General features: G+C 66.6%; 11 protein-coding genes. 2 read left to right on the forward strand and 9 right to left on the reverse strand.

What is annotated here, in order from left to right:
* Nucleotides 1-7: 7 nt before the first annotated feature.
* The 5 genes from ahpF to ATE59_RS11310 all read right to left on the reverse strand — a co-directional run bounded on the left by ahpF (nucleotide 8) and on the right by ATE59_RS11310 (nucleotide 4,931).
* The gene (gene ahpF / locus ATE59_RS11290; RefSeq protein WP_058812500.1) at nucleotides 8-1,591 is read right to left on the reverse strand and encodes an alkyl hydroperoxide reductase subunit F; all 1,584 of its coding nucleotides are present in this window, start codon (nucleotides 1,589-1,591) and stop codon (nucleotides 8-10) included.
* A 136-nt stretch (nucleotides 1,592-1,727) separates the two neighbouring features.
* Nucleotides 1,728-2,291, reverse strand: a complete 564-nt coding sequence (gene ahpC / locus ATE59_RS11295; RefSeq protein ID WP_003038877.1) for an alkyl hydroperoxide reductase subunit C — start codon at nucleotides 2,289-2,291, stop codon at nucleotides 1,728-1,730.
* Nucleotides 2,292-2,443: 152 nt separating this feature from the next.
* Nucleotides 2,444-3,163 (reverse strand): anti-sigma factor family protein, encoded by a 720-nt coding sequence (locus ATE59_RS11300; protein ID WP_058812501.1) that lies wholly within the window; start codon nucleotides 3,161-3,163, stop codon nucleotides 2,444-2,446.
* Entirely contained in the window at nucleotides 3,156-3,707 is a 552-nt protein-coding gene (locus ATE59_RS11305; protein WP_058812502.1) for a sigma-70 family RNA polymerase sigma factor, read from the reverse strand. The genes ATE59_RS11300 and ATE59_RS11305 overlap by 8 nt, the downstream gene beginning before the upstream one ends.
* Nucleotides 3,708-3,716: 9 nt before the next feature.
* Nucleotides 3,717-4,931, reverse strand: coding sequence for a glycosyltransferase family 4 protein (locus tag ATE59_RS11310; RefSeq protein ID WP_058812503.1), 1,215 nt, complete (start codon nucleotides 4,929-4,931; stop codon nucleotides 3,717-3,719).
* Between the two features lie 83 nt (nucleotides 4,932-5,014).
* Here ATE59_RS11310 and ATE59_RS11315 point away from each other — a divergent pair, with 83 nt between their 5' ends.
* A complete protein-coding gene (locus ATE59_RS11315) occupies nucleotides 5,015-5,341 on the forward strand; it encodes a DUF423 domain-containing protein (RefSeq protein ID WP_003038888.1) in 327 nt (108 codons plus the stop codon).
* A gap of 89 nt (nucleotides 5,342-5,430) precedes the next feature.
* Here the strand turns inward: ATE59_RS11315 and ATE59_RS11320 are convergent, their stop codons facing one another.
* The gene (locus ATE59_RS11320) at nucleotides 5,431-7,035 is read right to left on the reverse strand and encodes a carboxylesterase/lipase family protein (protein ID WP_058812504.1); all 1,605 of its coding nucleotides are present in this window, start codon (nucleotides 7,033-7,035) and stop codon (nucleotides 5,431-5,433) included.
* A 168-nt stretch (nucleotides 7,036-7,203) separates the two neighbouring features.
* On the opposite strand from ATE59_RS11320, the gene ATE59_RS11325 reads away from it, so the two are divergent.
* The gene (locus tag ATE59_RS11325; RefSeq protein ID WP_058812570.1) at nucleotides 7,204-8,499 is read left to right on the forward strand and encodes a PA domain-containing protein; all 1,296 of its coding nucleotides are present in this window, start codon (nucleotides 7,204-7,206) and stop codon (nucleotides 8,497-8,499) included.
* Nucleotides 8,500-8,775: 276 nt separating this feature from the next.
* On the opposite strand, the gene ATE59_RS11330 is transcribed toward ATE59_RS11325, so the two are convergent.
* The 3 genes from ATE59_RS11330 to ATE59_RS11340 form a co-directional block, all read right to left on the reverse strand.
* Nucleotides 8,776-10,101: a glycoside hydrolase family 1 protein gene (locus tag ATE59_RS11330; RefSeq protein ID WP_058812505.1), complete on the reverse strand. Its 1,326-nt coding sequence runs from the start codon at nucleotides 10,099-10,101 to the stop codon at nucleotides 8,776-8,778.
* Nucleotides 10,098-11,762 carry an MFS transporter gene (locus tag ATE59_RS11335; protein WP_058812506.1) on the reverse strand — a complete coding sequence of 555 codons (1,665 nt, stop codon included), beginning with the start codon at nucleotides 11,760-11,762 and terminating at the stop codon, nucleotides 10,098-10,100. The genes ATE59_RS11330 and ATE59_RS11335 overlap by 4 nt, the downstream gene beginning before the upstream one ends.
* Before the next feature lie 70 nt (nucleotides 11,763-11,832).
* Nucleotides 11,833-12,732, reverse strand: a complete 900-nt coding sequence (locus ATE59_RS11340; protein WP_058812507.1) for an SDR family NAD(P)-dependent oxidoreductase — start codon at nucleotides 12,730-12,732, stop codon at nucleotides 11,833-11,835.
* Nucleotides 12,733-12,776: the final 44 nt, after the last annotated feature.

Below are 12,776 nucleotides of genomic sequence, written 5' to 3' on the forward strand. Positions count from 1 at the left end.
TATGGCCTTACGCCGCCTCGGCTTCCGCACCCACCGGCAGGCGGATCATGTAGTCGAAAGCCGACAGAGCCGCCTTCGATCCTTCGCCCATCGCGATCACGATCTGCTTGTAGGGGACGGTCGTGCAATCGCCCGCGGCGAAGATGCCGCGCTGGCTCGTCTCGCCGCGATGGTCGACCTCGACCTCTCCGTGGCGCGACAGGGTGACGCTGTCCTTGAGCCATTCTGTGTTCGGCACGAGGCCGATCTGAACGAAGATGCCTTCGAGTTCGACCTGATGCAGTTCGTCCGAATTGCGGTCCTTATAGGCAAGCCCCGTCACCTTTTCGCCGTCGCCGAGCACTTCGGTGGTCAGCGCCGAGGTGATGATCTTGACGTTGGGCAGGCTCGTGAGCTTGCGCTGAAGAACGGCGTCGGCGCGGAGCTGGCTGTCATATTCGATCAGGGTGACGTGCGCGACGATGCCGGCAAGGTCGATCGCCGCCTCAACGCCCGAATTGCCGCCGCCGATCACCGCGACGCGCTTGCCCTTGTAAAGCGGGCCGTCGCAGTGCGGGCAATAGGCGACGCCCTTGTTGCGATAGGCATCCTCGCCCGGCACGCCGAGCTGGCGCCAGCGCGCACCGGTCGAGAGGATCACGGTGCGCGCCTTGAGCGACGCACCGTTGGCAAGCACGACTTCGTGCAACCCGCCCTCGGTCTTTGCCGGGATCAGCTTTTCGGCGCGCTGCAGGTTCATGATGTCGACGTCATAGTCTTTGACGTGGCTCTCCAATTGCGCGACGAGCTTCGGCCCTTCGGTGTGCTGGACTGAAATGAAATTCTCGATCGCCATCGTGTCGAGCACCTGTCCGCCGAAGCGTTCGGCGGCGATGCCGGTGCGGATGCCCTTGCGTGCCGCGTAGATCGCGGCCGCGGCGCCCGCGGGGCCGCCGCCGACAACGAGCACGTCGAACGCGTCCTTGGCAGCGATCTTTTCGGCCGCCTTTGCTTCGACACCGGTGTCGAGCTTCGCGAGGATCTGTTCGAGCTCCATGCGGCCCTGACCGAAATTCTGCCCATTCAGGAAGATCGTCGGCACCGCCATGATCTTGCGCTCCTCGACCTCGGCCTGGAACAGCCCGCCGTCGATCGCGGTGTGGGTGATGCGCGGGTTGACCACGCTCATCAGGTTCAATGCCTGCACGATGTCGGGGCAATTCTGGCACGACAGCGAAAAATATGTTTCGAAGTGGAAGTCGCCATCGAGCGCCGCCACTTGCTCGAGCACCTCGGCGCTCACCTTCGGCGGGTGGCCGCCGACCTGGAGCAGCGCGAGAACGAGCGAGGTGAATTCATGGCCGAGCGGGATGCCCGCGAAGCGCACCGCGACATTGGCGTCGCTCGCGCGGCGGATCAGGAAGCTGGGCCGGCGCGCATCATCGTCGGTGCGCGTCACGCTGACCTTGTCCGACAGCGCGGCGATATCATCGAGGAGCGCCGCCAGCTCGGCCGACTTCGCATCGTCGCCGAGTGACGAGAGCAGTTCGATCGGTTCACGAAGGTTCGTGAGAAGGCCCTGAAGCTGTTGCTTCATATTGGCGTCGAGCATGGGGAAAGTTCCTGCCTGGTTTCAAAGAAAATCCGTGTGCTCCAGCGAAGGCGGGAGCCCAGGGCTGTAGAGCGCAAGTGTAGCGACCTAACGCTCTGGGTCCCCGCCTTCGCGGGGACACACGGACGATTATACCTTAGATCTTGCCGACGAGGTCGAGCGAGGGCGCGAGCGTTTCGGCGCCTTCTTCCCACTTGGCGGGGCAGACTTCGCCGGGGTGGCTGACCCAATATTGCAGCGCCTTGATCTTGCGGAGCAGTTCGGCGGCGTTGCGGCCCACGCCTTCGGGGGTGATTTCCAGAAGCTGGATTTCACCCTGCGGGTCGAGCACGAAGGTGCCGCGGTCGGCAAGGCCGACGCCCTGGCGCAGAACTTCGAAATTGTTCGACAGATTGTGGTTCTGGTCGCCGACCATATAGTAATTGATCTTGCCGATCGCCGGCGAGGTGTCGTGCCACGCCTTGTGGCAGAAATGCGTGTCGGTCGACACCGCGAACACTTCGACGCCCATGTTCTGCAGCGTCGGATAGATGTCGGCGAGGTCTTCGAGCTCGGTCGGGCAGACGAAGGTGAAGTCAGCCGGATAGAAGAAGAAGACGGCCCACTTGCCCTTGACGGTTTCGTCGCTGATGTCGACGAACTTGCCGTCCTTGTACGCGGTCGCGTTGAAGGGCTTGATGGTGGTGTTGAGCACGGACATGGAGAGCCTCCTTTTGTTTGTGGAGCCCTCCCCTAGCGATTTATGTTGCAGTGCGGAAATTGGAAATCCGCGCCGCCATGATCGATTTTATCGATCAAAAACGCCTTGAATTGTCAATCTTTCGAACACATGTCGCGCTGCCTGCATCATCGTCAGGACCAGCTGCGCGCCAGCTTCTCCGCCGTCGCGTCGATTGCGCCCGGCCCGGTGTTGCCGACCAGCGCATAGGACATGTCGCCGCGGCGCCAATAGGCCACCGATTGCGCGCCTTCGCGCACCGCGTCGGGGCGTTCGGGCGCCCCCGAACGCTGGTGCAGCGCAAAGAGCGACAGCGGATCGCCCGCCTGGGTGCGGACCGCGACGAGCAGGGCCGGGCCGCGCTCGGTCGGGAAAAGCTGAACGTCGGTGATCTTCCAGCTCTTCGGCACGCTGGGGATCGCGATATTGGTAGTGCTCGCAATCTCGCGCGCGTCGTAATGCGGCGTTTCGGCCTGCGAATCGAGCCCGGCGCGCATCATCGCGATGCGGTGCGACGAGATCGCATAATCGACATAGGCGGGCGGTCCCTGGGTTGCGACGAACAGCAGCGCGACAACCGCTGCGGCGACCGAGGTGCCGCCGACCGACATCCAGCGACCCCAGCGCCGGGCCGGCTCTGCCAGATCGCGGCCGAGCGCCGCGACCGCGGCGGGCATCGCGCGCTTGTCCTGCGCCAGAAGCTGCAAGGCGCTGCGTGCGCCGAGATCGCCCATCACGCGTGCGGCGAGGTCGGGGTGACGGCGCAGATGATCCTCGACGGCGAAACGCCCTTCGACATCGAGTTGCCCGTCGACATAGGCGGTGAGTTCGCTTTCGTTCGGCCCGTCAGTCATCCTGTCCTCCAACCAGTCGCAGCGGCGCGGCGCGGCGCCGTCCGTCCGTGTCCTCGCGTCCATTTTCGAGATCGCGGAGCGCCGCGCGCGCGCGCGCAACGCGCGACATCACCGTTCCGATCGGGACGGCCAGAAGGTCGGCGCATTGCTGATAGCTGAGGCCCTCGACCGCGGTCAGGTGCAGCACCGCGCGATGATGGTCGGGAAGCGCGGCGAAACTGTGCGCGATTTCGCGCAGCCGCGCATGATGTTCCTGCGCCGCGTCGGCCTGCGTCGCCAGCGTATCGGCGAAACGATCGTTGCGCCGCGCCTCGGCCGCGCGGCGCCGGGTGCCCGATACGAAGACATTGTGGACGATCGCGAGCAGCCAGCCGCGGCGATTGCCCCCGGCCCGAAAGGTATCGCGCCGTTCGATCGCGCGCAGCAGCGCATCCTGGACCACATCGTCGGCATCCTGATCGTCGCGCGCGAGCGAGCGCGCATAACGCCGCATCGCGGCGAGATCGCCGTCGATATCGGGATCGGCGTCGCGGCCCTTGCGCATCGAAACTCCTCAGGCGACTCTCGCCAGTGCCGCGACAGTAGCGGTTCCGGCGAGCCGGCCATAGAGCGCCGCGACCCCGGCGAGAATATCGTCCCAGCAATAGCGGTCCGCGGCGGTCGCGGCGGCGCGGCGCAGCACCGCGAGCTGCGCGGGTTCGTCGATAAGCTGCGCGATCGCATCGGCATAGGCCGCGGCGTCGTGCGGCGGGACCAGCAGGCCGGTGCCGCCATGCACGATCAGCGACGAGGCGCTGGGGACGTCGGCCGACACGACCCCGATCCCCGATGCCATCGCCTCCAGATTGACGTTGCCGAAAGCCTCGGTCACGCTGGGATTGACCAATATGTCGGCGCTCGCCACCGCGCAGCCAAGGTCGGCGCCGGCCAGATGGCCGAGGAAGGCGACATTGGGCAGCCGCCGCGCGAGCCAGTCGCGCGCCGGTCCTTCGCCGACGATCATCGGGCGCACATTATAGCCGCGCGCGCGGAGCGCCTCGATCGCGTCGGCAAAGACGCCGAGCCCCTTTTCGAGCACCAGCCGCCCGAAGAAAAGCGGCACCACATCGCCGGGTGCATAGCCGAGCCGGGCGCGAAAGGCGTTGCTGCGCAGCGCGGGATGAAAGGCGGTACGGTCGACCCCGCGCGACCAGATCGACACATTGTCGCGGCCGTAGAGCGCCGCGAATTCGTCGAGGATCGGCGGCGTCGGCAGAAGGATATGATCGGCATCGCCGTAGAAGCGCCGCAGATAGGCCTCCATCGGCCGGCGCAGAAAGCCGAGATGATAATATTCGGGGTAGGTTTCGAAGCGCGTGTGGAGGCTCGCGACCACCGGAATGCCCGCGGCCCGCGCATATTTTTGCGCCTGGCGGCCCAAGATATCGGGCGCCGAGAGATGGACGATATCGGGGGCAAACGCCTCGAGATCGGCGCGGGCGGCGCCCGTGAAGCCAAGCGCGAGGCGATATTCGGGGCGCCCCGGGATGCTCGCCGAGCGCACCGAGACAATATCGCCGACCGATTCGAACGCCTTCGTCGGCGCGGTCGGCGAATAGATGCGGACCGCCATGCCCGCGCGATCGAGCAGATAGGCGACGAGGCGGTTGAGCGCCCGATTGGCGCCGTCGCGCACGCAGTCGTAATTGCCCGAGAAGAGCGCGATGCGCAGCGGCCGGCCGGCGGGCGAACGCCCCGCGACCCGGCTCGATTCCAGATCATGCTTCATGCCCGGTTTACGCCCCCGCGGCGCGGCTTATTCCATCGGCGCGCTCGGCGCGCTAAGATTATGGCTACAAAGGAGAGACGGAGATGATCGGACTGTTCGCGGCGATTTCGGCGGCACTGGCGGTCGCGGCGGGTGCCTTCGGGGCGCATGGCGCGGCGGGACCGCAGGAGGCCGACTGGCTGCGCACCGGCGGCCTGTATCAACTGGTCCACGCGGTTGCGGCGCTCGCGATCATGGGGACCGCACGGGGCCCGGCGATCATGCTGCTGATCGGCGGCGGGCTTTTTGCCGTCACCCTCTATGCGATGGCGCTCGGCGGACCGCGCTGGCTGGGCGCGGTGACACCCGTGGGCGGCACCCTGCTGATCGCCGGCTGGCTGTGGGCCGCGTGGCTCTACTGGCGCGGCTGATCGTCAGGCGACAAACCAGCCCTTGACGGGCGTGCCGGTATCGGCGCGTCGATCGAGGGGGCGAGCCGCAGCCCCCTTCGGCTATGGCGCTAGGGTATGAACCATTGCAGCCCGTCGGCACGCTGGCGCTGCATGCGGTCTTCGTGAAATTCGAAGCTGCCGGGAAAGGGATTGCGTTCGGGTAGCGGACGATCGGCGAAGCGCATGGCATATTCCTGGCCGCCGTAGGGACGCCAGCGGGCTGCCGAAGGCGCGACCGGCTTTCCGGTCGCGGCAAAGCTGGTCCAATAGTCAATCATCTGCTCCGCGAGCCGCTCCTCGGCCTTCCCCTCCGCTGCCGGCCAGTTGCGGGACCCCGCGACCGGGCGCCCGGCGAGGCCGAAGACGAACGGTAGTTCGCTCGCATGAAAGGCGCAAAGATCGCGCGCGCGGGCCGCCGGGTAGCAATGATCGAAGACGTAAAGATAAGCCGGCGCTCCGGCCGCGGTCTGCGCGCGGACCAGACGTTCGGTCGCCCAGCCGTAGATGGTGTCGCGCGTCGCGGCGAGCATGCTCTCCGTCCCGCCCGACGCCGGATACAGTTTGAGATAGGCGGCGGCGAGATCGCCGTAACGCTTCGCGGCCGCCGCCGCATAGTCCGCCGGGTCGCCCGGCATGGCCGGCACGAGCCGCCGCTGCGATCGCACCTCGCCGCTGTTGAAGCCGGCGAGCAGCGGCACCTTCATCTGCGCGCCGCGGTCGAGGATGTTGACGAGCTGGTCGGGGACGACCACGCCATCGACGACCGGCTGCGCCGGGAAACGGGCGCGCACCGCCGCCGCCAGCAAAGCATCGGGATCGACGGCGCGCAGCGCGGCGATGTCGGCAGCGCCCAGCGCTTCGCCCAAAGCCTGCCCGCTCGCTTCGGCGGATGGCAGACCGAACGCCGCTTCGCGCAGGCGCGGCATCGCGCGCATATTGGTGCTCTGGACGATCGCCTTCGCGAACAGGCCGCGGGCTTTCGGGCTGGCGAGAAGATAGGAGACGCTGAGCGCCCCGGCCGATTCTCCCATCGCGGTCACATTGGCGGGATCGCCGCCGAAGGCCGCAATATTGCGCTGGACCCAGCGGAGCGCCGCCATCTGGTCGAGCAGGCCGTAATTACCCGAGACATTTTGCGGCGACTCGGCGCTCAGCCCCGGGTGCGCAAACCAGCCGAAGACGCCGAGGCGATAGTTGATCGACACGAAGACGATCCCGCGCCGGGCGAATTCGCGCCCGTCGTACATCCGGCTCGCGCTGCCGCCGAATTGCAGCGATCCGCCGTGAATCCACACGATCACCGGCGCCTTCTTCGCCTCCGCCGGCGCCCAGATGTTGAGCGTCAGGCAATCCTCGCTCTGGGGGCGGGGCGCTTCGAAATAGACGCTGTCGGCGGGATAGGCGGGCTGGACGCAGTCGGGTCCGAACTCGGCCGCCTGTCGCAAGCCCGACCAGGATGGCGGCGCTTCGGGCGGCTGCCACCGCCGCTCGCCGACGGGCGGCGCAGCATAGGGCAAGCCGCGGAATATGCGCACATCGTCCTGCCATGTGCCAGCGACGCGTCCTTCGCCGACGGTCGCCGTCGGCGCCTCGCGGGGGGCGGGTGCGGCCCCCGACAAACCAAGGACCGCGCACAGGCTGATGACGATCTTTCCAAGCGGCGACAGGCCCATCAGCGCATTTCCTCTTCCCGGCGGCGATGCTTGCCATCGTCCGGCGAAGAACTTACACTCACTTGTGAGTGAATATCAAGCGGCCGATCGTCATTGACGGGCGCCGGCCTCGCATCACATGGCAACGCGGCCAAGCAATGGCGGCGGAACAGCCGCAAGGGAGAGCCGATGACCGATCCGACAAGGCGCCATTTCATCGCCGCCGCAACCGCCCTTCCCGTCGCCGCCGGCGCCGCGCACGCGGCTGCGGCGACGAGCGACACGATCGCGAGCGACCTCGCCGCCTATATCGGTTTCGGCAACAAGCGCGCAGGCGGCGCCGGCGACAATGCGTGCGGCCACTGGCTCGCCGATCAGCTCGCGCGTGCGGGCTACGCGGTCGAAAAGCCGGCCATCTCTGTTCCCCATTTCGACGCCGGAGCGTGCGACATGGTCGTCGGCGACATCCGCGCCGCGCTGATGCCGCAGCCGATCGTGACGCCGACCGCCGCCGGGGGCGTGACGGGGCCGCTGGTGCGCGTCGATGCGCAGGGCCGCGCCGACGCGCCGTTGGCGGGCGCGATCGCGCTCGTCGACCTGCCCTATGGCCGCTGGTCGTCGGCGCTCGCCAAGCCGGTCCGCGCGCCCGTCGAGACCGCCTTCGCGGCGGGCGCCAAGGCGGCGGTGATCGTCACCAACGGGCCGACGGGCAAGATCATCGCGCTCAATGCCGATGGCCGCGCGCCGATGTTCGTGGGTCCGGTCGGTCTGCTCGCGCCTGCCGACGCCGTACCTTTTTGGGAGGCAGCGATGCGCCATGCCGCGGCGACGGTGCGCCTGACCGGCGAGGGTGGACGGCGGAGCGCCTTCAACGTCATCGGGCGCCTCCACCGCGGCAAGGCGAAGTGGGTGGTCGTATCGACGCCGCGTTCGGGCTGGACCGACTGTGCAGGCGAGCGCGGCGGCGGCATTGCCGCATGGCTGGACCTGGCCCGCGGCATCCCGGCGCTGCTCCCCGACCACAACCTCGCTTTCCTGTGCAACAGCGGCCATGAATATGAAAATCTGGGCGCCGAGGAGGCGCTGAAGGCGGTGGCCCCCAAGCCCGACGCGACGCATTTCTGGCTCCACCTTGGCGCCAACCTCGCGGCGCGTGACTGGCACGAAGGCCTGTTCGGCCTCGCCCCGCTGGCTGGCACCGATTCGCAGCGCTATCTGGTCGTCAGCCCCCCGCTGCTTGCGACGGCGCGGCGCCTGTTCGCGGGCTTTGCCGGACTTGAAAGCCCTTACCCCAGCGACAAATTGTCGGCCGGCGAACTCACCGCGATCATCGCCGCAGGCTACCCATCGGTCGCAGGCATTTTCGGCGTCCATCGTTTCCATCATGTAGAAGGCGACGATGCGCGCTGCGTCGATGCGGGTGCGGTCGCGGCGACGACCGCCGCCTTCCGGAAGCTGCTCCTTGCCGCGGCCGCGCCGGGCTAGTGTCAGGATTCTAGGGTCAGGACCCATTGATTCCACGATCGAGGTTTGAAGCGATTTTGCTCAGGGCGAGGAGAAACGGCGAAGGAATATGTTGATATTTCAAGTCTTTTCGACGCTGCCATGGGCAAAATCGGTCAAATCCCGCAGGGACGTCGAAATGGCTTCGATCTCGGGCCCGCGCGGTCTTGCGGGTAGCGATGCTACCCGCTGCACCCGCAAAGGACCGATATCTTCGCCATTTCGACGCCTCGATCGTGGAATTAATGGGTCCTGACCCTAGATCCGGTTCGCGCGCGCGATCGCGCCGAAGTGATGCGCGCTGGGTCGCGGGGCGCGGACGAAAGTGTCGCGATCGACCGCGGCCAGCCCGAAGGGTACCGCATAGCCCGACGTCCATTCGAAATTGTCGAGCAGCGACCAGTAGATATAGCTGTGGACGGCAATGCCTTCGTTGAGACAGGCGCGGACCCCGTCGAGCGCCGCGTCGATGAAGGCGATGCGGCGCGCATCGTCGGCGACGGCGACCCCGCTTTCGGTGACATAGATGGGCTTGCCGATCGTCCGGTGCGCCCAGCGGATCGTATTCGCCAAGGCCTGCGGATAAAATTCATAACCCGACAGCGTCTTTTCGGTGTCCTTCGGGGGCGGCACCATGCCCTTTTCGTCGAAGACGAGCCGCGTGTAGCATTGCACCCCGAAGAAGTCGGCGTGGTCGCGGGCGACATCGATCCAGTTGCCGTAGAGCCGCCGCTCATAATCGGCGACGAGCGACGGCGCGCCCGCCGACTGGATATCCTGCGTCGTGAGCGTGATGCCGACCGGCAGTTCGGGCCGTGCTACCTTGATCGCGGCATAGGCCCGACGATGCGCCTCCTGCATCAGCGGGGTGGTAACCGCGGGATCGGCGAAGGCGAGGCGCGAGAATTTGGGCGATCCGGTTGCGGCGACCGCGGCCGCCTGCGCCGCCCGTTGCAGCTCCGCACCGGCTTCCGACTGGGGAAACAGCGATACGAGCAAGCCGATATTGGCTTCGTTGAAGGTGGTCACGAGATGCATCAGCCCGCCGAGCCGCTCGGCGACCTTGGCGCAATAGCGCGCGAAGAGCTGCGGCGCGTCGGCGACCTCGAACCCGCCGCGCTTCGCGAACCACAGCGGCACGGTGAAGTGGCTCAGCGTCACCACTGGCGCGAGCCCCCGCGCGCGGCAGGCAGTCAGCACCCGGGCATAATGGTCGAGTTCGGCGTTCGAGAAATGCCCCTCACTCGGCTCGATCCGCGCCCATTCGATGCCAAGCCGGTAGCAGTTCAACCCGAGTTGCTGCGCGAGCGCGAAATCCTGATCGTAGCGGTGATAGCTGTCGCACGCGTCACCCGACCGCTCCTTGAACAGCGTCGGTTCGATATTTTCGGCAAGCCAGGCGTCGCTGTTGGTGTTATTCCCTTCGCTCTGGTGCGCCGAGATGGCCGCGCCCCACAGAAAGCCCTTCGGCGCGGGCTTGTGCCGCGCCGGCGCCGGGGCGTTGCCAAGCAGCACCGGCGCAGCGGCGGCGCCGACCGCCCCCTGGATCAGCGCGCGGCGCGCAATGGCATCGCCCCCGCTCATGCCTCGATGTCGCGCTTGTAGGTTTCGGGCAGGAACAGGATGCCGACGACCGCGGTCACCGCCGCAATGATGACCGCATACCACAGCCCCTGATAGATATTGCCCGTCGCCGCGACCATTGCGAAGCCGATCGTCGGCATGAAGCCGCCGATCCAGCCGTTTCCGATATGATAGGGCAGCGACAGCGAACTGTAACGGATGCGCGCCGGGAACAGCTCGACGAGCAGCGCGGCGAGCGGGCCATAGACCATCGTCGCGAGCAGCCCGAAGACGCAGAGGATCAGAATCACCTTCGTCTTGTTGACCTGCGCCGGATCGGCTTTGTCGGGATAGCCCGCCGCATCGAGCGCCGTTTTCGCCTCGCGCCCGAAGGCGGCGACCACCGCCGCCCGAGCATCCTTGTCGAGCCCCACCGGGTCGGCGACGGCGATCACGCGGTCGCCGACGCGCACCGACGCGGCGCTTCCCGCCGGCGCATCGCGATTGGCATAGTTGATGCCGTTCTTTGCCAGATAGGATTTGGCGATGTCGCAACTCGATTGGTCAAAGCTGTTCTTGCCGATCGGGTCGAACTGGAACGAGCATTCGCCGGCATCGGCAATGACCGTGACCGGCGCGCGTTCGACCGCCGCGGCCATCGCGGGATTCGCGGCAACGACGAGCGCCTTGTAGAGCGGGAAATAGACGAACACCGCGATCACGCAGGCGGTCATCATGATCGGTTTGCGGCCGATACGGTCGCTGAGCCAGCCGAAGAAGACGAAGCTTGGAATGATGATGAGGAGCGCCGTCGCGACCAGGAAATTGGCGGTCGCGCCGTCCACCCGCGCGATACGTTCGAGGTAGAAGAGCGGATAAAGGTGCGCGGCAAAGCCAATCACCGCCTGCCCCGCCACCGCCCCGAACAGCGCAATGAGCACGATCTTCAAATTGCGCCATTCGCCAAAGGCCTCCTTCAGCGGCGCCTTCGACGTCGCGCCGGCCGCCTTCATCCGCTGGAACACCGGGCTTTCCTCAAGCTGCAGGCGTATCCACAGCGCGACCGACAGCAGCACGATCGAAAAGATGAAGGGAAGCCGCCAGCCCCAGGCGTTGAAGGTATCGGCATCCATGAACAATCGCAGCGACACGACAAAGGTCGACGCCAGGATCAGCCCGATCATCGCCGTCGTCTGGATGAAGCTGGTGTAGAGGCCGCGTTTTCCGGGCGGGGCATGTTCGGCGATATAGACGGCGGCGCCGCCATATTCGCCGCCGATCGCCAGTCCCTGCAACAGACGCAGCAGCATCAGGATGATCGGTGCCGCTACCCCGATCGTGTCATAGCCGGGCAGAAAGCCGACCGCGAAGGTCGACAGTCCCATGATCGCCATGGTGACGAGGAAGGTATTCTTGCGGCCGACGATGTCGCCGACGCGGCCGAAGACGAGCGCGCCGAACGGCCGCACCGCAAACCCCGCGGCAAACGCCATCAGCGCAAGGATGAAGCCCGTCGTTTCGTTCACCCCCGAAAAGAAGTGATGCGAAAGCGCCGTGGCGAGCAGGCCATAGAGATAGAAGTCATACCATTCGAACACTGTCCCCAGCGACGAAGCGGCGATCACCAGCTTCTCATTCTGGCCCTTGCCCGCTTCGGGCGCGGCCTGGCTGTCGGTCGTCATATCCTTCTCCCTTCATCCCGGCAGCGACGGCGGGCTCTTGACCGGCCCGTCCGCCACGCCCCGGGGATTGTCAGCGTTGCACCGCCATCGTCGGCGCCGTGAAACCCGCATTCGCCAGTTCGCGCTCGGCCTGCGTGAAGCCATGGGCCGGCACGACCTCGCCGCGGCGATCGGTGATGCGGTCCCATTCCGAAACCACGCGCGCGGCCGCATCCTCGCCGCGGCCCACGAACAGCCCGTCGGTCAGCGTGACATGCGCGCTCGCGAAATGCCCGGCCCCCGCACAGAGGATGGCGCGCGTCGGCGCGGTATCGCCGACCAGCGCGAGCAGCCCGGGGCTCACCGCCTCGGGCGCCAGCCGCGCCAGCGCTTCGGGCGCGAGCACGCCGTCGGTCATCGCCGTCGCCGCGGTCGGCGCCAGACAATTGACCCGGATATTGTGTCGCTCGCCTTCGAGCGCGAGCGTCTGCATCAGGCCGACGAGTGCCATCTTTGCAGCGCTGTAATTGGCTTGGCCAAAATTGCCGTAGAGCCCCGACGAAGAGGTCGTCATCACGATGCGTCCGAAGCGCCGCGCGCGCATCTGGTCCCACACCGCCTTCGAACAGATGGCGGCGCCCATCAGGTGGACGTCGACGACCAGACGGAAATCATCGATGTCCATCTTCGCAAAGCTCTTGTCGCGCAGGATGCCGGCATTGTTGATCAATATGTCGATGCCGCCCCATGCGGCGGTCGCATCATCGACCATCGCCGCGACCTCAGCGGTGTCGGTGACCGAAGCGGGCGCCGCGATCGCCTGCCCGCCCGATGCGACGATCTCGGCTGTCACGGCTTCGGCGGCGGCGGCGTCGCGATCGTTGACGACGACGCGCGCGCCGTGCCGCGCCAGCATCAGCGCGTGGGCGCGGCCCAGCCCGCCGCCCGCTCCGGTCACGATCGCCACCCGGTCCTGCAAGTCCCTCTTCATCGCCGCCCTCTCGCTTTCAAATCATAACTCACTAGTGAGTGAAT

Origin of the sequence: Sphingopyxis sp. A083 (assembly GCF_001468495.1) — a bacterium.
Taxonomy (GTDB): domain Bacteria; phylum Pseudomonadota; class Alphaproteobacteria; order Sphingomonadales; family Sphingomonadaceae; genus Sphingopyxis; species Sphingopyxis terrae.

Excerpts from the sequence above, each read along its gene's own strand:
- ahpF (WP_058812500.1), bottom strand. The coding sequence starts at position 1,591 with ATGCTCGACGCCAATATGAAGCAACAGCTTCAGGGCCTTCTCACGAAC.
- ahpC (WP_003038877.1), bottom strand. The coding sequence starts at position 2,291 with ATGTCCGTGCTCAACACCACCATCAAGCCCTTCAACGCGACCGCGTAC.
- ATE59_RS11300 (WP_058812501.1), bottom strand. The coding sequence starts at position 3,163 with ATGACTGACGGGCCGAACGAAAGCGAACTCACCGCCTATGTCGACGGG.
- ATE59_RS11305 (WP_058812502.1), bottom strand. The coding sequence starts at position 3,707 with ATGCGCAAGGGCCGCGACGCCGATCCCGATATCGACGGCGATCTCGCC.
- ATE59_RS11310 (WP_058812503.1), bottom strand. The coding sequence starts at position 4,931 with ATGAAGCATGATCTGGAATCGAGCCGGGTCGCGGGGCGTTCGCCCGCC.
- ATE59_RS11315 (WP_003038888.1), top strand. The coding sequence starts at position 5,015 with ATGATCGGACTGTTCGCGGCGATTTCGGCGGCACTGGCGGTCGCGGCG.
- ATE59_RS11320 (WP_058812504.1), bottom strand. The coding sequence starts at position 7,035 with ATGGGCCTGTCGCCGCTTGGAAAGATCGTCATCAGCCTGTGCGCGGTC.
- ATE59_RS11325 (WP_058812570.1), top strand. The coding sequence starts at position 7,204 with ATGACCGATCCGACAAGGCGCCATTTCATCGCCGCCGCAACCGCCCTT.
- ATE59_RS11330 (WP_058812505.1), bottom strand. The coding sequence starts at position 10,101 with ATGAGCGGGGGCGATGCCATTGCGCGCCGCGCGCTGATCCAGGGGGCG.
- ATE59_RS11335 (WP_058812506.1), bottom strand. The coding sequence starts at position 11,762 with ATGACGACCGACAGCCAGGCCGCGCCCGAAGCGGGCAAGGGCCAGAAT.
- ATE59_RS11340 (WP_058812507.1), bottom strand. The coding sequence starts at position 12,732 with ATGAAGAGGGACTTGCAGGACCGGGTGGCGATCGTGACCGGAGCGGGC.